At 61.9% G+C, this 22,110-nt stretch carries 7 protein-coding genes; 2 read left to right on the top strand and 5 right to left on the bottom strand.

Annotated features, from left to right (window positions below; all coding sequences use genetic code 11):
* Window positions 1-197 precede the first annotated feature (197 nt).
* Both HQL56_02860 and HQL56_02865 read left to right on the top strand, forming a co-directional pair.
* Window positions 198-13,424, top strand: coding sequence for an FG-GAP repeat protein (locus HQL56_02860; protein ID MBF0308459.1), 13,227 nt, complete (start codon window positions 198-200; stop codon window positions 13,422-13,424).
* Entirely contained in the window at window positions 13,424-15,235 is a 1,812-nt protein-coding gene (locus HQL56_02865; protein MBF0308460.1) for a tetratricopeptide repeat protein, read from the top strand. Before HQL56_02860 ends, HQL56_02865 begins: the two co-directional genes overlap by 1 nt.
* Here the strand turns inward: HQL56_02865 and HQL56_02870 are convergent.
* Genes HQL56_02870 through HQL56_02890 form a run of 5 tightly spaced genes read right to left on the bottom strand, consistent with a single transcriptional unit; the run spans window position 15,163 to window position 22,093 of the window.
* Entirely contained in the window at window positions 15,163-17,967 is a 2,805-nt protein-coding gene (locus tag HQL56_02870) for a tetratricopeptide repeat protein (protein ID MBF0308461.1), read from the bottom strand. The two genes, HQL56_02865 and HQL56_02870, sit on opposite strands and share 73 nt — an antisense overlap.
* A gap of 14 nt (window positions 17,968-17,981) precedes the next feature.
* Window positions 17,982-18,995, bottom strand: coding sequence for a cache domain-containing protein (locus HQL56_02875; protein MBF0308462.1), 1,014 nt, complete (start codon window positions 18,993-18,995; stop codon window positions 17,982-17,984).
* A gap of 26 nt (window positions 18,996-19,021) precedes the next feature.
* A complete protein-coding gene (locus HQL56_02880; protein ID MBF0308463.1) occupies window positions 19,022-19,903 on the bottom strand; it encodes a hypothetical protein in 882 nt (293 codons plus the stop codon).
* A 15-nt stretch (window positions 19,904-19,918) separates the two neighbouring features.
* Window positions 19,919-20,668, bottom strand: a complete 750-nt coding sequence (gene rlmB, locus HQL56_02885) for a 23S rRNA (guanosine(2251)-2'-O)-methyltransferase RlmB (protein ID MBF0308464.1) — start codon at window positions 20,666-20,668, stop codon at window positions 19,919-19,921.
* Window positions 20,669-22,093, bottom strand: coding sequence for a cysteine--tRNA ligase (locus HQL56_02890; GenBank protein ID MBF0308465.1), 1,425 nt, complete (start codon window positions 22,091-22,093; stop codon window positions 20,669-20,671).
* Between the last annotated feature and the right edge of the window lie 17 nt (window positions 22,094-22,110).

The raw sequence follows: 22,110 nt of genomic DNA on the forward strand, positions 1-22,110 counted from the left end.
TGAAGTACCCTTTCTTGATATGCCGAAATGTAGGTTTGAAAGCTTGTCGAATGGCATTTGTTCTGCATGGAAAATGGATGGTCTAATCCGTCAAAAATATTGCCAAACTGAGTTATTGTTGCCACAATTTCCTGTACTGTGCGCACGTATGCGGCAGAGCCGCTCCAGGCCAATTTCCACTTTCAGGGATAGCCCCCATGGTCGCCACCCCTTCCCATTCTTCCTCTTCGGCAGTTTTTCCACAACTGTGGGTAAAGGAGAAAGGTATTTCTCTGCTGCCGGGCCAGGAGATCCTGCAATTGCCGGATGCCTCCTATCTGTTGCAGGGCGATTATCAGCGGCTGGGTACGGATCTGCTCATCACCAATCCGCAAGGCGAATCGATCCGCATCGAGGGCTATTTCGCCCGGGCTGATCCTCCCGCGCTGGTACTGGCCAACGGTGCGGCCCTGACCTTCGAGACGGTATCGGCCCTGGCTCTGCCCGGAGGAGCGGTCCATCTGGCGGGGCCCGTCCCGGAGGGGGAGGGGGGCGATGTCATCGGTCAGGCGGAGATCCTGGTGGGGCGGGTCACGGTGACCGGCAAGGATGGCGCCACCCGGCAACTGAAGGAGGGCGACGCGGTTCGGGAAGGGGATCAGGTTCGTACTGCGGAGGAGAGCCTGGTCAAGTTCACCCTGAAGGATGGGACGGTCTTTCAGCTCGGCGAGCAGGCCCGGGCGGTGGTGGACCACTACGTTTTCCGTCCCGAAGCGGCCCAGGGGGCCTTCGGGGCCTCGGTGGTGACCGGCATGTTCCGCTACTCCAGCGGGCAGTTGGCTCATCTCAAGGAGGGACGCCACTCCGTCATCAAGACCCCCACCGCCACCATCGGCATTCGAGGCAGTGAACTGGAGGGGGAAGTGACCCTCCAGGGGGATACCACGGTAGTCCACAGCTCCGGCGTGCTGGATATCGCCGATGCCCTGGGCCGTGGCAGCGTCACCTTGTTGGAACCCGGCACCGCCACGGTGGTGCATTTTGACGGTGGGCCCCCCCTGCCGGTTTTCAAGGCGCCGGCGGAGTTGATCCAGCGGTTGCACCATCAGGTTTCCGAGGTCGGACTGCTCAAGGCCAAGGAGGTTGAAAAACAGCGCCAGGACGACCCGAACCGTCAGGATAAAAAAGAGGGTGACGCGGGGGCGAAACCGGAGGAGAAGGGCAAGGGTAAGGGCGAGGAGAAGGGCAAGGGCGAGGAAAAGGGCAAGGAGGAGGGCAAGGGCGAAGAGAAGGGCAAGGAGGAGAAGGGCAAGGAAGAGGATCGGAAACACGACGACAAGAAGGCCGATGCGGATCAGGACGACAAGTCGTCTGTCAAGGCAGACGATTCCGCCGGCCACAAGGAAGGCGGCAAGGATGTGGCCACCTCGGACAGCCACTCCGACGGCATTCAGCGCCATGCCCTGGAAGAGGGTGGCTCGACGACCCGTCACACCACCCAGTCGGCTTCGGACACCTCTACGTTGACTTCCGATTTCATGCGGGACGATATGTTGAGTTCCAGCTATAACCAGGTTCTGCAATTGTCCGGGAACCGCTCAAACGATCCGCTTGCGCTCTCCAATACCACCACCACGACCACTTCGTTCACGTCCGGATCGAGCGGTACGGGGGAGCAGACGACCAATCTCTCCTCCCAGGAGAATGCAACCACCACGACGCAACTGACGGATACGATCAAGACGATCATCGATCTGCCGCCCGTGCTGAATCTGAGCCCGGTCTTCTCGGGGAGTTCCCTCAAGGCTGCCATGGTGACGGCCCAGTCCTATACCGGATCGTTCGCCACCTACTTCAGTGACCCCAACGCCGGCGATGTATTGACCTATTCCGCCACGCTGGGCAACGGACAGGCTTTGCCCTCCTGGCTGAGTTTCAACTCCAAAACAGGTGTACTTTCCGGCACCCCCTTGTATGGTACCCGTGATTTCTCTCTCAAATTGACCGCCACCGACGCCAAGGGGGCTTCGGCCAGCGGCACCGTGGATCTCTCCCTGCTCCAGGTCGGCTATTTTCTGGATGACCTGGTTCAGGGTATCACGGTGCGCTCCTCATCGGGGCAGAACGGCGTTACCGATTCCCAGGGCCGCTTTTATTACAAGGCGGGGGATACCCTCTCCTTCTCCATCGGCGGCATCAGTTTGGGTTCCAGCAAGGGCGGCGGCATCATCACCCCCTTCTCGCTGGTCGACTCCAAGGATCAGAGCGGGGCGACCAAAGCGGCCAACATGCTGCGCTTGTTGCAAACCCTCGACGCGGACGGTGATCCCTCCAACGGCATCACCATCGGCACCGGGGTGCAACAGGCCGCCGAGAACGTCAACGTCGATTTCGGGACCAGTCCCGACCAGTTTCTCGCCAAGAATTCCGGGTTGGGGAATTTTCTCCAATCCACCCTTGGCAAGACGGAAGTGGTTTCCGCCCAGCAGGCCCTGGCCCATTTCAAGGAGGCCCTGACCCGGGAATCGAACCTGGTCACCCAGGTCAAGCAGGAGACCGCCGCCGCCGATGCGTTTGATCAGACCACCGGAAACGACACCACCGGTGAGGATGTCACCACGGATACCTCCAGCATCGATACCCTGTTCCAGGGCACGAACAATCCGGGTGAGAGCTTCGAAACGGCGAGCGATCAGGGAGATATCCTGGGGGATCACGTCACGCTTACCGGGAGCGTCTCGTTTCAGCAGGCCAGTGATTTTTATCGCTTCGACTTGAGCGAAGACGGTCAGGTGGCGCTGTTCCTTGCCGACTTCAACACCAGTGGCGGCGATGCGGATATCTATCTGCTGAACGCCGATGAACAAATCATCGATTACTCCGCCACGGATGGTCTCTCCGAGGCCATACGCATCGACCTGGAAGCCGGCACCTATTGGGTCGAGGTGTTCAGCCCCCTGGAGAACTCCTCCTATACCCTGGAACTGGTGGCTTCACCCATCGGGGATGAAAACGGCACCAACGCCCCTCCCGGCGGCACCCTGACCCTTTCCGGCTCCCCGATGGAAGGGGAGAGCCTCGAAGCCGATGTCTCCGCCATCTCCGACGGGGACGGGGTCGGCGATTTCACCTTCCTGTGGATGCGTTCCGGGGATGGCATCTCCTGGGATATCATCGATCTCGCCACGGAAGATCATTATGTGCCGATTCAGGAGGATGTGGGCTATTACATCCGGGCCATGGCCTCCTATATCGATGGCCACGGAACCCAGGAAGTGCTGCTCAGCGCCGCCAGCGCCGCCGTGGCCAACGTCAACGACGACCCGACACTGGTCGTTCCCCTTTCGGATGTCTACTGGAGCAGTGTCGGCTTGCACAGCCACACCATTGCTGACGGCAGCTTTTTCGATGGCGACGGTGATTCCCTGACCTACACCGCGACTCTGGACGATGGGTCCCCTCTGCCGCAATGGCTTGCTCTCGATCCGGTCACAGGCACCTTCTCCGGCACCGTTCCTTACGGGGCCTCCGATCTGGAGATCGAGCTGACAGCGGATGACGGGATCGGGGAGCCGGTTTCGGAAGGTTTCACGATTTTCATCTCCGGAACCGCAGTGCCGGCTCATACGCCCATTATCAACTATTCCGTCCTCTCTTTCGATGTGACTCTGGCGGATGGCGATACCCTCAGCTTCGACTGGGACTTCAAGGCTGCCGACTACCTGCCTTTCAATGACTTCGTCTTTTTCCTGGGTGTCGACGGCGCACAGGAGATTCTCTCGGATGTGGCCCAGGTGGGCAACTACGGCGACAGCGGCTGGCGGACCTTCACCTGGACGCCGGGTGCTTTCAGCGGAACCGTGGCCATCGGTGTGACCAACGTTCGGGACAGCTCCCTCTCCTCGACGGTGTCGATCGACAATATCGAGGTCAATGGACAAGGCATCAGTAACGGCACCTTCGACAACAGCCTGGCCGGTTTCTCCTCGAAGGGAACCTGGAGCATCAATAATCTCAACGGGAACAACGTTGCCGTACTGACCCCCTCGGTTGCGGGAGATCCGACGATTCCCCACGTCTGGGATTATGCGCCGATTTCCGGTGCCCCCGACTTCGGCAACCATCAGCCTTACGTCATGGAGGTTCGCTACGTGGAAGAGTCACTCTTCCGGGTGGGCGATGACCTCGATGTGGTCCTCACCTTCGATCAGGCGGTGTCGGTGACGGGCACACCGCATCTGCAACTGGTGCTGGGCAGTACCGGGGGATATAAAACCGTTCTGGCGGATTATGTGTCGGGAGACGGCGGCAACACGTTGATCTTCTCCTATAACAGCCAGGATGCGGATTCGGGTCAGATTGCCGTGGGCAATCTCTATCTGGGCGGCGGGGATACCATTCAGGGGGTTTCCAACCAGAGCGACGCCTTTCTGGGCATTACCCGGACCGGCGATGTGGTGGCCAGTCAGTTTCTGTATGGTGCGGAAGTTTCCGTGGGAACCTCCGGCAATGACTGGGTGCAACCGGACACCTGGGCCGATTGGAGTACGCCGACCTCCCTGTCGGATGCCCTGGCCTATCTGACTCCCGGCTCCGGCGGAGACCGGGACGTCCTGGCTTTTTCCATCGTGGATGGAAGTGGTCAGGGATACCTGTCGGGTGGTCTGAATCCCGATGGTAATTTTGACTTGATCCTCGGATCGCGCGGTTTCCAGGTGATCAACGCAAACGGCGCGGTCATCCTTTATGAAGTGGTGTCGGGCACTAACGAGTTCATCAAGGATCTGACCGGTTTCGAAAAGCTGGTTTTTGAATTGACCGACGCTCAGGGGCACACCCTCTCCAATACCCAGGGGGCAATCACCCTGGTCGGTGGAACCTTCATCGATGCCATCCACCCGGAACATGTGGTCACCGGTTCGGATTTTGACGATACCCTGACCTTGCCCGGTTATCCTTACGGGTATCATCTGATCGTCTGGCCGGGCGAAGGCAACGACACGGTTTACGGCTCCGAAGAAGGCGACAGCATCGATGTTTCCAACGGCAACGACACGCTGTACGGCAATGGGGGCAGCGACTATTTTTCCGTCTGGGGTGCGGGCCACAGCTGGGTCGATGGCGGTATCGGCATGGATACGCTGTCTTTGGCCAACAATTTCATTCGCGAGCAGTCGGGGCCGTTGACCACCCAGTTGGACGGTGGCGGCAAGCTGCATTTTTACCTCAACGGCGATGAAGTGGCGGTTATCACCAAGGATAACGCCGCCAGCCAGTCCTGGGATTATCAGGTGGTCACCACTTCCGATGCCGGTCAATCGGGGGATGCCACCATTGATCTGCTCGATGTGGAGTGGTTTTCGGTGTGGACTCCCCAGGGCTCCCAGGTCTATGAACTGGCCACCCAGTTCAATCAGGGTGGCGGCGGCAGCACTTTTCCGGCCAGTGTCGATCTCGCGCTTCTTGACGGTGCAACCGGTTTCCGGCTCAACGGCGTGGCGTCGGGGGATGAGGCCGGCTGGTCGGTGGACTTCCTCGGGGATCTCAACGGTGACGGCTACGACGATCTGCTGATCGGCGCCAAACTGGCCGATGTCGGGGGGATGGTCAATGCCGGGGTCTCTTACGTGGTTTTCGGCCACGCCGATTCGTCGGGCACACCTCTTTCCCAACTGGATCTGTCGGCGCTGGACGGCAGCAATGGTTTCCGTCTGGCCGGCGTCGCGGCGGGAGACCAAAGCGGCTATTCGGTTCGGGGCGCGGGGGATGTCAACGGCGACGGGTTCGCCGACCTCCTCATCGGGGCCCGGCTGGTTGACGGGGCCTATGCCGATTCCGGAGCGGCCTATGTGGTCTTCGGCCATTCCGGGAGCTGGAATGCCTTGCTGGAGCTTTCCACCCTGAACGGCGCGGACGGTTTCCGTCTGCTGGGCGAATTGGCGGATGACTACGCCGGTTATGCTGTGGATAGCGCCGGCGACATCAACGGCGATGGTTTCGACGATCTTCTGGTGGGGGCCTGGGGGGCCGCCGGTTCCGAACTTTACGATTACGGCGCCACCTATGTGGTCTTCGGCCATGCCGGATCCTGGATGGGCTCGATGGATCTCTCGGACTTGAACGGCACCAGCGGTTTCAAGATTCGCGGTGTCGCCGAGTACGACGATAGTGGCTATGCGGTCAGCCGCGCGGGGGATGTCAACGGGGATGGCTATGCCGATCTGCTCATCGGGGCGCCCAAAGCGGACGGAGGGGCTGTGGACAGCGGTGCGGCCTATGTGGTCTTCGGCCACGCTGCGACCTGGGATCCGCTCGTCTCCCTTTCCGCTCTGAACGGCTCCAACGGGTTTGCCCTTTACGGCATCGGCTCCGGAGATCAGACCGGTTACTCCGTGAGCAATGCGGGCGACATCAACGGCGACGGTTTTGCCGATCTCTTCATCGGGGCTTGGGCTGCCGATCCGGATGGGGTTGCTTCCGCCGGTTCCGCCTATGTGGTCTTCGGAGCCGCCTCCGGATGGGCCTCCTCGCTGTTGTTGTCCGAACTGGATGGGACCAACGGATTCCGCATCGATGGCCTTGTCGCCGGAGACTGGATGGGTCATCCGGTGGCCTCGGCGAGTGATTTCAACAACGATGGCATCGACGATCTGATCACCTCCGCCACGGGCGTCAACAGCGCCGTGGGTGACAGCTATGTGATCTTCGGGCATACCGGAACCTGGGATGCCCTGATGACGCCGGCCAGCCTGGACGGCAGCAGCGGATTCGTTCTGACGGGTGATGCCGGCCTGACCACCTGGAGCGGCTATTCCGCTTCCGGAGGCGGCGACTTCAACGGTGACGGGCAGGACGATCTCCTTCTTGGCGCACAGCGGGCCGATCTCGTCGGCACCGATTCCGGCGTGGCCTATCTGGTTTTCGGTGGCAGCCACAGCATCGCTTCGACCATTCTGGGCAGCGATGGGGCGGATTCGCTTGCCGGAACGGGAGTGATCCGGGCCGGGGCCGGTCACGACACCATCGCCGTCGGTCAAGCCGGTTTTGGCCTGGCGGATGGCGGCGGGGGCGTCGACACCCTGGAATTGACGGGCAACGTCTCCCTGGATCTGACCGATTCGACCCAGGGGCGTATCGAGGATATCGAAATCGTCCATCTATCCGGAGGTGGCAATCAGCTCATCCTCTCCCGTTGGGAGGTGCTGGAAGCCAGTTCCACCAGCAATACCCTGGTGGTCACTTACGACGCGACCGGTCCGGCTTCCGTTCGCCTGATGGATGAATGGACCGGCAACGGTTCCTATGAAACCAATGGCACCGTCTACCAGACCTTCTCCAGCGACGGAGCCCTGCTGATGATCCAGTCCGGGGTCCAGGTGATCCAGGCCTCGGTGGATCTCTCCAGCCTCGACGGGACAGCCGGTTTTCGTCTGGATGGCGTTGAATCCAGCCATCTGGGTTGGTCGCCGACGGCAGTCGGCGATGTCAACGGCGACGGCTTCACCGATCTGGTCGTCGGCTCCTCGGAATACGACGGTTCCGCCAACAATGCCGTTTTTCTGATCTTCGGCGGCGCAGCGGGCCTGACGAGTCCGATGCAGCTCGGCAGCATGGACGGTGTTTTTGGCGTGCGCTTTGATGCGGGCAGTTCCCTGGATGGTCTCGGCATGGCCGTACAGGGTATCGGTGATCTGAACGGGGATGGCTTTGACGATTTCGCCATCGGGGCTCCCAGGACCACGGGCGCCTATTTCCGAGGTGGAACGACTTATATTGTATTCGGCAAGGAAGGCCCCTGGAACGGATCGGTGGACCTCACCCTCTTGGATGGCAGCGACGGTTTTAGCGTCGAGGGACTGAACGATTCCGAATTAAGTGGCTTTTCCGTGAGTTCCGCAGGTGATTTCAACGCCGATGGCTACGACGATCTACTCATCGGTGGTGTGAATGGACGGTTTGACGGGATTCAATCCGGAACCGCCTACCTCCTTTTCGGCCACACCGGAACCTGGAACGCCAGCTTCAATCTGACCACCCTCGATGGTCAGAGCGGGACCATGTTTGTTGGAGAGTATTCGGCGGATGCGGCGGGAAGCTCGGTAACCGGAGGTTTCGACTTCAACGGCGACGGGTTCGACGATCTTGCCATTGCCGCGCCTTCCGCCTGGCTGCCCGACGATACCATGTATGCGGGTAAGGTTTATGTGGTTTTCGGTCGCGACGGCACCTTCAATCCCACCACCTCCCTCGGGAATCTGGGTCAGCCGTATGCCGAGTCGGGTGTCATCCTGATGGGGGTGGCTGCCGACGATTACACGGGCACCTCCATCGCTTCGGCGGGAGACCTCAACGGCGATGGTTTCGAGGATCTGCTCATCGGCACTCCGGAAGCCTTCAACAGTGCGGGTGTGACCTATGTGGTGTTTGGCGGTTCCCAGTGGGGCAGTGCCGGTTCCTTCTCCCTCGGGGGTTTGAACGTGTATGACGGTTTTGTCCTCACCGGCCTGCATGACGTGGATTACGCCGGACGGACCGTCTCTTCGGCGGGAGACTTCAACGGCGACGGCTACGACGATCTGATCGTCGGGGCCAACCGGGCCAACGATGTCGGGGGCAACACGGACTACGGCGCGGCCTACCTGGTCTTTGGTCACGGGGGCGCCTGGTCACCCACTCTGGCCGTCTCCTCCCTGGATGGCAGCAACGGCTTCCGCCTGGATGGAACGGACCCCGGTGATCAGGCGGGTTGGGTGGGTTCCGCCGGGGATTTCAACGGCGACGGTTGGGATGATGTCATTATCGGTGCGCCTTATGCCGGTGCGAACCACTATGGCAGCGCCTACGTCCTGTATGGCGGTAGCAACGGCCTGACCTGGCTGGGGGGAACGGGGGATGCCGGCGCCAACCTGTTGATCGGCACTTCCGCGACTGAAACCCTGTTCGGTATGGGCGGGGCCGATGTGATTCGTGCCGGTGGCGGTGATGACGAGATTTATGTCTCCGATACCACCTTTTTCCGCATCGACGGCGGTAATGGTTGGGACACCGTGCATCTGGACGGAACCGGCCTGAGTCTGGATCTGACCGCTCCCGCAACGGCAGGCCGGATCTCCGGTTTGGAGGGCATTGATCTTTCCGGCAGCGGCGGCAACACCCTGCTCCTGAACCGGCTCGGCCTGGAGCGCATTGCCGGAGACATCACGGTGGTTATCGACGGTGACGCCGACGATACGCTGATCGTTACCGACAGCGCCAACTGGCAGCTTGCGAGCCAGGAGATCATCGGTGGGCTCACTTATCGCAACTATGTCGCTTCGGGGTTGACCCTCCAGGTTGCCCAGGCGATTGCCGTATCCGGGCCGCCCGCCATGCTTTCTTCTGTCGATCTCTCCATTCTGGACGGCAGTAACGGTTTTCGCCTGGACGGGGTGGCGGTTGGGGATCAGAGCGGATTTTCCGCCAGCGGTGCCGGAGATGTGAACGGTGACGGTTTCGACGATCTGATCGTTGGAGCCATCTATGCGGGGGCAAGCGATGCGGGAGTCGCCTACGTCGTTTTCGGCAAGGGGAGCGGTTTTGCCGCATCGTTGGATCTGTCGAGCCTCGACGGCAGCAACGGTTTTCGTCTGAACGGGGTGGCCTCGGGGGATGATACCGGCTGGTCGGTGAATGGGGCCGGAGATGTGAACGCGGACGGATTCGGTGACCTGATCATCGGATCCCGAGACGATCCCGGAATCAGCTATGTCGTTTTCGGCAAGGGGAGCGGTTATACCGCGACGCTCGATCTTTCCGCGCTTGACGGCAGTGACGGCTTCCGCCTGGACGGGGTATCGGCTGGGGATCTGAGCGGTTTTTCCGTGAGCGGTGCCGGAGATGTCAACGGTGACGGTTACGACGATCTGATCGTCGGGGCTTATGGAGCGGGTCCGGGGGGAAGCGGTTCGGGAGCCAGCTACGTCGTTTTCGGCAAGGGGAGCAGCTTCGCCGCGACCCTGTCTCTTTCCACCCTTGACGGCAGCGACGGCTTCCGCCTGGACGGGGTGGCCGCCGGTGACCAGAGCGGCCTGTCCGTGAGCAATGCCGGGGATGTGAATGGGGACGGTTACGACGATCTGATCATCGGGGCTCATGCAGCGAATGACGGGGGAAGTGATTCGGGGTCCGGCTATGTGGTTTTCGGCAAGGGGAGCGGCTTCGCCTCGACCCTGGATTTGTCGGGTCTCGATGGTGGCAATGGCTTCCGCCTCGATGGCGTGCTGGCCTTTGACCACAGCGGCATTTCCGTGAGCGGCGCCGGGGATGTGAACGGTGACGGTTACGATGATCTGATTATCGGGGCCGTATTTGCGGATTCCGGAGGACAAGACTCCGGAACCAGCTACGTCGTTTTTGGCTCCGGAAGTGGTTTTGCCGCCACCTTGGATCTTTCCTCTCTTGACGGCAGCAACGGTTTCCGCCTCGATGGGGTGGATGCTTTCGACAACAGCGGCAATTCCGTGAGCAGTGCCGGGGATGTGAACGGGGATGGTTACGACGATCTGATCGTCGGGGCTCAAGCGGCGCATGTTGGAGGGGACTATGCGGGAGCCAGCTATATCGTTTTCGGCAAGGGGAGCGGGTTTACCGCGACATTGGATCTCTCCGCGCTTGACGGCAACGACGGCTTCCGTCTTCTGGACGGGTCGGCATCCTGGGATTGGTTCGGACATTCCGTTCGTGGCGCAGGCGATGTAAACGGGGATGGTTTTGACGATCTGGTCGTTGGGGCTCAAACGGCGGATTTTGGAGGGAGTGACTCGGGATCCAGCTACGTTTTCTTCGGCGGCAATTTCAGCGGCAATACTCTGGTCACCACCGGCACTGCCGCCGCCGAGTATCTGCAGGGCGGTTCCGGCAACGATACCCTGACCGGTGGCGGCGGAGCGGATGTGTTCCGTGGCGGGGCGGGAGATGATCTCCTGGTCGTCACCGATACCGGGTTCCAATCCCTCGACGGCGGAACCGGAACGGATACCCTGACGCTCGCCGGCAGCGATCTGCATCTCGACCTGACCGATTCCGCCATGCTGGGACGCATAACGAACATCGATGCAATCGATCTGGGCAGCCAGGGCACGGGCAATCGGCTGACCCTGTCGTTGCAGACCCTGCTGCACACCACCTCCACGGGCCACACCCTGCAGGTGAACGGCGGCGCGGAAAGCGCCGTGCATCTCACCGACTATGCCGATTGGGTAGCGGACGGAATCACCACTCTCAACGGCCACGATTACCAGGTTTACACCCAGGGTGGGGCCAGGTTGCAGATCGAATCCGGCATCGCTTTCGCCGGGCCTTCCGTTATTGAACTCTCCACCCTGAACGGCGGCAACGGTTTCCGACTTGACGGCGTTTCCTTCGACGATTACAGCGGCTGGTCGGTGGATATCGTCGGCGATGTCAACGGGGACGGCTTTGACGACTTGGTAATCGGCGCCTATCGGGCGGACCCGAACGGTAGCCAATCGGGGGCGGTCTATGTGGTTTTTGGTCACTCCTTCGAATGGGGTTCGAAGATCGCGCTCGGTAATCTCGACGGCAGCGACGGATTCCGTCTGGAGGGCTCCGTAGGTGGGGATAGGGCAGGGTACTCGGTCAGCGGCGCGGGGGATTTCAATGGAGATGGTTTTGCCGATCTCCTCATCGGGGCGGATGGAGCGAGCGGGTATTCTGGAGCCACCTATCTGGTTTTCGGGCGCAGTGGTACCTGGGACGCTACACTGAACCTCTCTACCTTGGACAACGGCAGCCTTGGTTTCCGTTTGACGGGAGAATCTGCCGGGGACCACAGCAGCGACTCCGTGAGTCGGGCGGGAGATGTCAACGGCGATGGCTACGACGACCTCATCATCGGGGCTCCCCACTCCACGGCGGGCGGTGTGGGAATCGATACCGGAGTGGCCTATGTGATGTTCGGCCACGAAGGCACGGTCGCCTCACCCCTTTCGTTGGCGGCTTTCGACGGCAGCGACGGCTTCCGGTTGAACGGCGCGGCCCCGAATGATCGGACCGGCTCCGCCGTCTCCGGCGCCGGGGATGTCAACGGGGACGGTTTCGCCGATCTGATCGTCGGAGCCCCGGGTTTCAGCGTGGTGGGACCGGAATATGGCGCGGCCTATCTGGTCTTCGGCCATTCCGGGGATTGGACCGCCACGGTCGACCTCTCCACTCTGAGCGGCGGCGACGGCGTCCGGCTCGACGGAATCTACAGCGGTGACCGCACCGGCTGGCCCGTGGGCAACGCCGGCGATCTGAACGGGGACGGTTTCGACGATTTTCTCATCGGCGCCTGGGACAACTACGCCGGTGGTTTGTACAGCGGTTCGACTTACGTGGTCTTTGGTAAAGGGAGTACCTGGACGGGCACTTTCGATCTGGCCAGCCTGGACGGCAACAACGGTTTCCGCGTGGACGGCGTGGACGGTGGCGATTACGCCGGCCTCGGCAGCAGCGGCATCGGCGATTTCAACGGGGATGGTTTTGACGATCTGCTGATCGGCGCTCCCGAGTCCGATATCGTCTCCACGGATGCCGGGTCAAGCTATATCCTCTTCGGTCACGGCGGGAGCTTCTCCAGCATCATTAACCTGGCCTCCCTGAACGGCGCCAACGGGGTGCGCCTGGACGGAGTCGATGCCGACGACTATTCCGGCAATTCCGTTTCGGGCATGGGGGATATCAACGGCGACGGTTTTGCCGATATCCTGATCGGCGCTCCCGGTGCGTCTGGTGGGGATTATTATTCCGGCTCCAGCTTCGTGGTCTTCGGCGGCAACTTCCAGTCCCGCCCGGTGGTTTACGACGATGGCACCGCAGGTGACGACTTCCTTCGCGGAAGCACCACACCAGCCGCGCTGATGGGTTATGGCGGCGACGACCTTCTGATGGGCAACAGCGGAGCCGATACCCTGAACGGCGGTTCCGGCATCGACAGCCTGCACGGCGGGGCCGGTAACGACATCCTCTACTTCGAAGCCAACGACCGGTTGATCGACGGCGGCAGCGGGCTGGATACCCTGCTCTTCGACGGCACGAGCGACGCCCTCGATCTGCATGCCCAAAACGTTCAAGGCATCGATCGCATCGATATGGCGAGTTCGTCTCCGGGAGCCGATTCCCTCTCCCTGCGGCTGGATGATCTGCTGAACAAAACCGACGATAACGTCTTGCTGGTGGACGGTGACGCCAACGACACGGTCACCGTGACCTGGTACAGCCTCTTCGGTTATCCGCCGCTGCTGGCGGAAAACGACACGGTGAACTACGACGGAGCCGCTTACACCGTGAATGCCAGCCATCAGGTGACCATCGGCAGTCAATCGTATTTGGCTTGTGGACCAAGTGGCGCACCCTTCGCCACCTTGCTGGTGGACAGTGATATGGCATTATTCCGGCAAGACTGATGGAAGGCGTTCCCTTGTTCCGGGAGGCCATCGCCCGGCACCAGGCCGGCGACCTGGAGGCCGCGACGGGGCTTTACCTGAAACTGCTGTCGGTCGAGCCCGATCACGCCGGAGCCTGGGCCAATCTGGCGGCGGTGCTGCTGGTCAAACGCCGCGAGCAGGAGGCCATCGCCTGCTGTCGCAAGGCGCTGGCGGTGAACGACAAACACGCGGAGGCCTGGAACAATCTCGGCATTCTGCTGGGGCGTCGCCAGCGGCACGAGGAGTCGGTGCAGGCCTACGAAAAGTGTCTGGCCAGCGATCCCCGCCACTATCTGGCCTGGACCAACCTGGGTTTGGGGCGGGTGCGCCTGGGAGAGGTGGAACGGGCGGTACAGGCCTTCGAACAGGCCTTGCGCCTGCGTCCCGACCACACCGAGGCCCTGATCCATCTGATTCACCAGCGGCAGCAGTTGGCCCACTGGGAGGGGCTCGATCAACTGGTGCCCCGTCTGGCCCGGCAGATGCGCCAGGATGTGGCCGAGGTCAACCCCTTTTCCTACCTCTTCTTGTGCAACGATCCCGCCGAGCAGCGGCTCTGCGCCAGCCACTACGCCAAACGGGTGGAAAAGGTGGCCGCCCGGCTGGAACCGCTGCCGCCGTTTCCCGCATTCGAGGCAACCTCCCGTCTGCGCATCGCCTATCTATCCGCCGATTTCCATCAGCACGCTACCGCCCTGCTGGCCGCCGAGCTTTTCGAGGCCCACGACCGGGAGCGGTTCGAGGTCTTCGCCTACTCCTTCGGTCCCGAGGATGGCGGCCCGTTGCGAGCCCGCATCCGCCGGGGGGTGGAACACTTCGTGGATGTGGCGGCGCTGGGGGACCGGGAGCTGGCCGGGCGCATTCGTCAAGACGGCATCCACATTCTCATGGATCTGAAAGGCTTCACCCGGGATGCCCGGCCCACGGTTCTGGCGTTGCGTCCCGCGCCGGTCCAGATCAATTTCCTGGCCTACCCCGGCACCATGGCCGCCTCCTTCATCGACTACATTCTGGCGGATGAGGTGGTGTTGCCTGCGGAGATGGAGCCTTATTTCGACGAAAAACCCATCCGCCTGCCGGTGTGTTATCAGGTCAACGACAGCCGACGCCGTATCGATACGCCGGGGGCGCGTCGGGATTATGGACTGCCGGAGGAGGGTTTCGTCTTCTGTTCGTTCAACCAGACGGCCAAGATCACCCCGGAATTTTTCGGGCTGTGGCTGGAGTTGCTGCGCCGGGTGCCCGGATCGGTGCTGTGGCTGATGGCGTTTCATCCCGATGCCCAAAAACGCTTGCGGGCGCGGGCCGAACAGGGGGGAATCGCCGGGGAACGCCTGATCTTCGCCCCGCCGCTGCCCAACGAGGCCCATCTGGCCCGCTACGCCGTGGCGGATCTGGCTCTGGACACCCTGCCGTGCAACGGCCACACCACCACCAGCGACGCCTTGTGGGGCGGCTGCCCGGTCCTGACCTGCCAGGGTCGCACCTTCGCCGGCAGGGTCTCCGCAAGTCTGTTGACGGCGCTGGAACTGCCCGAGCTGATCACCGACTCCCCGGCGGATTACGGACGCAAAGCCCTGCAACTGGCCAAAGAGCCGCAACGCCTGTCGGCCCTGCGGCAACGGCTGCAATCCGTGCGTCCGGGGCATGCCCTCTTCGACGGGAAGGCGTTTACCCGTGAGTGGGAGAAGGCGCTTTTGCAGGTGTGGCAGCGCTATCAACGTGTCGGCGAAGAAGGTTTTTCCGTGGGTGGTCCGGATTCCGGGGCGACGTGCTGCAACACCCGGTAAATCTCCTGCCGTTTGGCCTTGTCATCCTCCGCCACCAGGGCTTGCAGAAGCTGGGGAGTCGCTTCTTGCGCCCGTCCCTGTCTGATCAGCAGTTCCCCCAGCCGCAAACGGGCCACCGTCCGGGAACCGTCGTTTTCAATGGCGCGCAGGTACCAGTCGATGGCATCGTCCCACTGCGACAACGCCTCGTGACAGCGGGCCATGCGGTACAACAGTCGTCCGGTCTGATTGCCCGGACGTTGCAGCGCCGCCTGCAGCATGGGCATGGCTCCCGCCGGGTCGCCATCCTCAAACAACCTTTCCGCCGCACGGGTGAAGGCCTTGGCCGTATCGCTGCGGCGGGCCACTTCCGTCCGGAGATGACGTTGCTCCCGCTGTTTGTCGGCATCGAAGTCGGGCTGCCGCTGCCGGGTCAGCTCCTCGAAACGGGCCACGAAGGCCCCGGAGCTGTCCCGTTTGGCCAGATAAAGGGACTGTTGCGTCGCTTTCCAGGGCAGGGCCTCGCCCAACGCCGCTTTCAGACTCTCCGGATCCAGGGTCTCCAGCAACCACTGTTTGAAATGGGCCAGCCGTTTCTCCCGCAATCGCGCCATGGAAAACTCCAGCACCGGATGGTCCAGGGTGTTGAGTGGCGCATCCCCGCCGCGCACATAATCCACGGGATCGGTGTGCAGCAGGCCGTAAGGCACCCACTCCGGCAGGATCTCCTCTTCCTCCAGCAGGTGAGCCGACAGAACGGCGTTGGCCCTAACCCGTTCGGGACCGTGCAGTTGCAACGGCTGGTTCGAGGCCAGCAGCAGAAAATAGCTGTGACGCACCATGCCCATGCGCACATGGGGAAAACGCTCCCCGATGGTCTTCAGGATGATGCGGGCCCCTTCGTCGCCGATGCTTGAATCGAACCAGGTCATGTAGACCCCGTCCGGCGCCAGACAGCGGGCCACGTCCTGAAAGAAGTCGGCGGTGTAGAGCTTGGAGGAGCTGAAATAGAGGGGCGTCATCACCGTATTGAGGATCAGGTCATAGGGTCGGGGGCAATGGCGCACGAAGTGGATGGCGTCGTCCAGATGGAAACGGACATTCTTCTTTTCGTGCAGATTGAAATTGTATCGCCCCAGTTTGGCCAGATTGTCGAGAATGGCGGCGTTGATCTCCACCGCGTCGGTGTGGTCGAAAAGCTGGGTGACGGCGCTGGCGGTCTTGCCGGAACCCACCCCCAGAACCAGGGCCTGATGGGGACGGGGGGCGAAGGAGGAGGCGAAAGCCCCGACGATGACCTCGGCGGCGGAGTCGAGGGGAATGCTGATGGAGCCGTTGACCAGAAAGAAGGGTCGGTCGGAGTGGGTGATGGCCATGACATCCTGGGGGCCTTTGAAGATGTCGAGTCCGGTCAGACGCTTGATGGCTTTTTTCAGGTTGCGCCCTTCGTGGAGTTCGCTGTGTCCCAGGTAGAGCAGCCGCTCCTCCCAGTAAAAACCGTGCAGCAGGAAGGCGCTGCCCAACAGCATCAGCGGCGCCAGACGATGGGTCAGGAGGGCCTTTCCCGTCAGCATCCAGGCCGAGGCGGCGCAAACGGCCACCGCCAGCACGATGCCGCCGTAACTCAGATAGGGGTGCAGTCCGAAGACCATGAGCAGGAAACCCGCCACGTTGGCCAGGGAGGCGAGATAGAGCAGATGTCCGCCGTGGCGGGCGATATCCTGGCGGTTATCCGCCAGCAGCGCGGGCAGGGTGGCTCCGAAACCGAGGGCGGGCAGGGCCATGAGAATCGCCAGCAACACCCCCTTGAGCGCCGGTGCGCCGAACAGGGTGCTGGCTGTGGAGACCCAGGGGGCGGTGAAAAGGCCCATGGTCCACAATAATCCTGCCACCAGCCAGGCCAGACCGACCAGGGACAGGACCATGGCCCCCGCGAAGGAGAGGCGGAAGCGTTCCACCAGGGCCGCGCCCCCCGCCAATCCCCCCAGGATGAGTACCAACACCAGAGCGAAGTGTTCCCGGAACGGTCCCAGCAGCAACTCCGCCAGTTTGACCATTAGCAGTTGAAACACCGCCGAGCCGAGGCTGGCCACCAGCAGGGCCGCGAGCAGGGAGCGGGAGAGGGGGGCGGTGTTGTTGTTTCCCTCGGAGGGGGGCGGGGCTCTCAAGCCGTTGAAGGAGTAACGCAACACGAAGGCGGTGAAGAGGTTGACCAGGGCTACGGAGAGGATGGTCAGCCGCAGGCCCGCCTGACGCAGAATGACGAATTCGATGAGCAGAACCGTGGATGCCGCGCCCAGATTGTAGAAACCGTAGGCCCAGGAGAAGCCGGGAGCCGGGTGCAGACGTTGCCAGTAGCCCGCGAAGAGGGGCATGGAACAGCCGATGAGAAACGAGGGTACGGCCAGCACCAGAACACAGACCACGACGGTGTTGAACAGCCCCGGAATCAGTCCGGGCAGACCGTCGTGGAGGGGGCCGTCCAGCAGAGGGGTGCCCAGTGCCAGCAGAAGGCCGGAGAGGCCGATGCCCGCTTCCACCAGCCACAAGTGGGGCCACAGGCGATGGGCGCTACGGGAGCCGAAACCGATGCCCAGCAGAAAGGCGATCAGAATGGAGGCGCTGACGGCGAACTGGTCTCCCGCCAGATTGCCCAGCAAGCGGCCATACAGCACCTCGTAGGAGAGGCCGCAATACCCGGAAAGCAGCAGCAATCCGGTAAAGAGCCCCGTGGAGGCGTCAGAACCGCGCACCGTTCACTCCGGACTCAGGGTGAGAGGATCGGGTCAAGGTGGAACAGGATCCAGGGGCGGTCCGGAACCATGCGATAGACCAGTATGTAACGGGCTTTCCCGATGGAAAAGACCGTTTCTCCCGCCAGCTTGCCGCGGCCCTGGGCCACGGCTTGCAGAAAAACGGGATCCGACTGAATCGAGGTCAGGGGCGGCAGATAGGTTTCCAATTTTTCAGGAGGGAGGTAATCGGGCAGGTCCTCGTGAGAACGGGGATTGCGCTCCTCCTTGAGGCGCAGCTCGATTACCTGCCCGCTGTCGGCCAGGAGCAGTCCGTTTTCGTCCAGAATGAAGTAGCGTCCCTCTTCGTCCTTGTTTGGCCGGACCTCCCGGTCGGCCCGGAAAGGCAGATCCTTGGTCATAACCAGTTCCTGATAGTAGGAGAGGGGCACTTCGAAATGCAGGAATCCCGGAATCTGCCCGCCGGGGAGAACGACGGGCGAGACGAAAGCCACGACCCACATCAGGGAGTCGGCGGACATGTAGGGTTTGGAGAGGTGGACCGCCCCTTTGGGCAGTCTGAAGGCGGGTTCGAAGAAGGGAGCGCCCTGTTCGTGATCCGAAAAGAGGTAAGCGGCTTCCGCCTTGTCGCCCACCACTCGCAGATGTTCCTGCCCCTCGTGGTCCACCAGACAGGTTTCGGCGATGGGAAAACGGCGGTGCAGACGCACGGCCCAGGATTCCATATGATGCCGCAACTCCTGCTGCATTTTAGAAAAGAGCGGCATATGGTTGCTGTCACGCGCCAGCTTCCGGGATTCCGGCAGCGCGAAGTAGTCCTGGAAAAACGGCAGATCGAGGGAGGAGAGCAGGCTGCTGCGGGCTTCGTGATGGAACATGGAGATGCGGAAGAGCATTTCGTCCATCTGGGAGTTGGCTTGCCGGGAGGCCGATGTCGGGTCGGAAAGCGCCTCGGGGAAGGCCGGGGCTGAAATCAGAACCGGGATCAAGCCGACGAGGAGAGAGATTATCCGTGAGAAGCGGGTCATGGTTCTTCCTTGTCGTGACGGAGACATTACGGAACACCGGGAAAAACGAAGTGCAAGGGCTCGCTGATGCGTTTGCGCAGAGTATATTCGGCGTTGAACAGGGCAATCTGACCAATCACTTCACCCCGGGTCGGAAAGACCACATCGTTGGGGTCCGGGGTTTTCAGTTCCCGGGATATTTCCAGGGTCCAGAACCCATCCTTCCAACTGCCTTTGGCCTGGACATCGGCCCGGCTGCCGGAGGGTTCTCCCTGCACGATCACCCCCGGAATGATTTCGGGGCCGGGCTCCTTGGGATCGGGCGTGTAGGCCCAGCCGCGCTGTCCCTCGTCCGGCAGCTTCTGAATATAGATCGTGCCATACGGGCTGGCGTATTCCTGGGCCGGATCGAGGCGTTGCGGCGAAAAACGATGGGTCAGATCCTCGGCGCGACCGACCAGGTTGGAGCGCCCTGCGCTCCAGATCCAGAGATCGGTGGCATAGGTGCGCCGGGAGATCATGCATTTGGCGAAATCACCGCTTATGGGAAAACGGATGGCGAACATATCGTCCTTGTTGAGCCCCCGACGATAGCCGCTGCCCATCTTTTTCAGGGGCTTGTACTGCGTATTGGCCACACTGTCCGTCCATTGGGCCGCCAGATAGAAGCGCGTGCCGAAAAGACCGGCCTGGACCTGCAGGATGGGTTGCCAGGATTTCTCCTCGGTGGCGTTTTCGGCTTCCGCATCCTGGCCGAGGGAGGAGGTTTCCAGCGGGACAACCTTTGGAGACAACCGGGCGGACTTCCAGTCGTTCCAGTCCCCATCGATGACGGGGGCTTGTTGCAAGGGCACGACGGGGATGGCCAGACCCGATTCGGACCAGACCAGGGTGGGGAATAATACGATCAACATCGAAATGCGCACCATCTTTATTTCCTTTGGTCAGCGTGGCGCCAGTCGTTGGCGCATTACTTCATACAGAACGATACCGGCGGCAACCGAAACGTTCAACGAGGCCATACGCCCCTGGTTGGGAATGGAGACCAGAGTGTCGCAATGTTCCCGGGTCAGGCGACGCAGACCCCGTTCCTCGTTGCCGAGAACCAGGGCCAGGGGGCCGGAGAGGTCGCTCCGGGGCAAAGAGGTGCTGCCTTCCTCGGCCAGCCCGATGATCTGAAAACCCGCCTCCTTCAGCTCTTCCATGGTGCGCGCCAGATTGCTCACCTTGAAGAGATCCACCAGGCTGGCCGCGCCGGCGGCGGCTTTTTCCGCGCCGGGGCCGAGAGGGGCGGAGTGCATGCGCGGCACCACCACGCCGGAGACGCCGAAGACCTCTGCGGAACGCAGGATGGCGCCCAGGTTGCGGGGATCCTCCACCTGATCCAGAAGCAGCAGCAGCGGATGAGGCTGTTCTTTCAAGAGGGGCAGGAAATCGTCCCATTGCGGGGTGATGCGGGGGCTGGCCAGCAACACCACCCCCTGGTGGGTCAGCCCCTGTCCCAGTTCATCCAGCTCCGCCCGCTCCACCAGGCGGATCTTGACCCGCATGGTGCGGGCCAGTTGCAGCAGCCCCTCCATGCGTTTGTCCAGACGGTTGCGATCCACCGCCAGATATTCGATGCCCGCCGCACCGTTCCGCAGAGCGGCGGCCACGGCGTGAAAGCCTCCGGTCAGACGTGTCGGCCCGTTCACTCAGTTTCGCCTCCAGGTGGTGCCCTGCTTGGAGTCCTCCAGAACGACACCCATGGCCAGCAAGGCATCCCGCAGGCGATCCGCCTCGGCGAACTGCCGGGTCCGTCGCGCTTGGTTGCGCTGATCGATCAAGGCTTCGATCTCCGCGTTGTCCGCCGACGGGCCTTGAAACCACCGTTCCGGTTCGGCCTGAAGCAGTCCCAGCCGCAATCCCAATTCGCGCATCAGGGCCAACCCTTCCTCCCCCGTCCGCCGCGAGGCCCCGTCGAGGCTGTTGAGGGCTTTGCCCAGTTCGAACAGCACCGCCAACGCCTTGGGGGTGTTGAAATCGTCGTCCATGGCGGCTACGAAACGCTCCCGACAGCCCTGAAATTCCTGCAGGCGTCCGGGATCGGCTTCCCCGTCGGGGGCGCTTTGCAGTCGCTCCTCCCCCTGACGCAGCACGGTGTACAAACGGTCGAGGGCCGCTTTGGCCCCTTCCAGCAGGCTGTTGCTGAAATCCAGGGGATGGCGATAGTGGCTGTTGAGGATGAAGTAGCGCAACACCTCGCCGGGATGCTCCTGCAGCAACTCCCGAATGGTGCGGAAGTTGCCCAGGCTCTTGGACATCTTCTCCCGCTCCCCTTCGGAACTGACCACGTTGACGAAGCCGTTGTGCATCCAGTAGCGCACCGGGGCCTGCCCCGCCGCGCCCTGGGACTGGGCGATCTCGTTCTCGTGATGGGGGAAGATCAGATCCATGCCTCCGCCGTGGATGTCGAAGCTCTCCCCGAGATAACGGGTGCTCATGGCGGAACACTCGATGTGCCAGCCCGGTCTGCCGGGCCCCCAGGGGCTCTGCCAGGTGGGTTCGCCCGGTTTGGCGCTTTTCCACAGGGCGAAGTCGAGGGGATTGGCCTTTTGTTCATCCACACCGACACGGGCTCCGGACTGCAGCTCATCCAGGGGTTTGCCGGAGAGGGCCCCATACGGCTGGAAGCGATCCACGGCGAAATAGACATCCCCACCCTCGGTGACATAGGCCAGCCGGTTGTCCAGCAGCCGGGAGATCAGGCTCTGCATCTCGGCCACGTGGGCGGTGGCCAGGGGCTCCACATCGGCGGGCAGTACGGCCAGAGCCGCCATATCCTCCTGAAAAGCGCCGATGAAACGACGGGTCAGCGCTTCCCAGGATTCCCCGTTCTGTTGGGCGCGGGCGATGATCTTGTCGTCGATGTCGGTGAAGTTGCGCACATAGGTGACCTCCAGCCCCATGGCCCGCAGATGGCGCACCACCACGTCGAAAACCACCATGACCCGGGCATGGCCTATGTGACAATAATCATAAACCGTGACGCCGCATACATAGATGCCCGTCTTTCCGGGCAGCCGGGGCTCGAAGGCCTCCTTTTTCCGGGTCATGCTGTTGAACAGCAGCAATCCCATGGCATGTCTCCTTTTTA

Source organism: Magnetococcales bacterium (assembly GCA_015231925.1).
In the GTDB taxonomy this organism is placed as follows: Bacteria; Pseudomonadota; Magnetococcia; order Magnetococcales; family JADGAQ01; genus JADGAQ01.

Coding starts and splice junctions, on each gene's coding strand:
- HQL56_02860 (MBF0308459.1), top strand. CDS start 198: ATGGTCGCCACCCCTTCCCATTCTTCCTCTTCGGCAGTTTTTCCACAA.
- HQL56_02865 (MBF0308460.1), top strand. CDS start 13,424: ATGGAAGGCGTTCCCTTGTTCCGGGAGGCCATCGCCCGGCACCAGGCC.
- HQL56_02875 (MBF0308462.1), bottom strand. CDS start 18,995: ATGACCCGCTTCTCACGGATAATCTCTCTCCTCGTCGGCTTGATCCCG.
- HQL56_02880 (MBF0308463.1), bottom strand. CDS start 19,903: ATGGTGCGCATTTCGATGTTGATCGTATTATTCCCCACCCTGGTCTGG.
- HQL56_02890 (MBF0308465.1), bottom strand. CDS start 22,093: ATGGGATTGCTGCTGTTCAACAGCATGACCCGGAAAAAGGAGGCCTTC.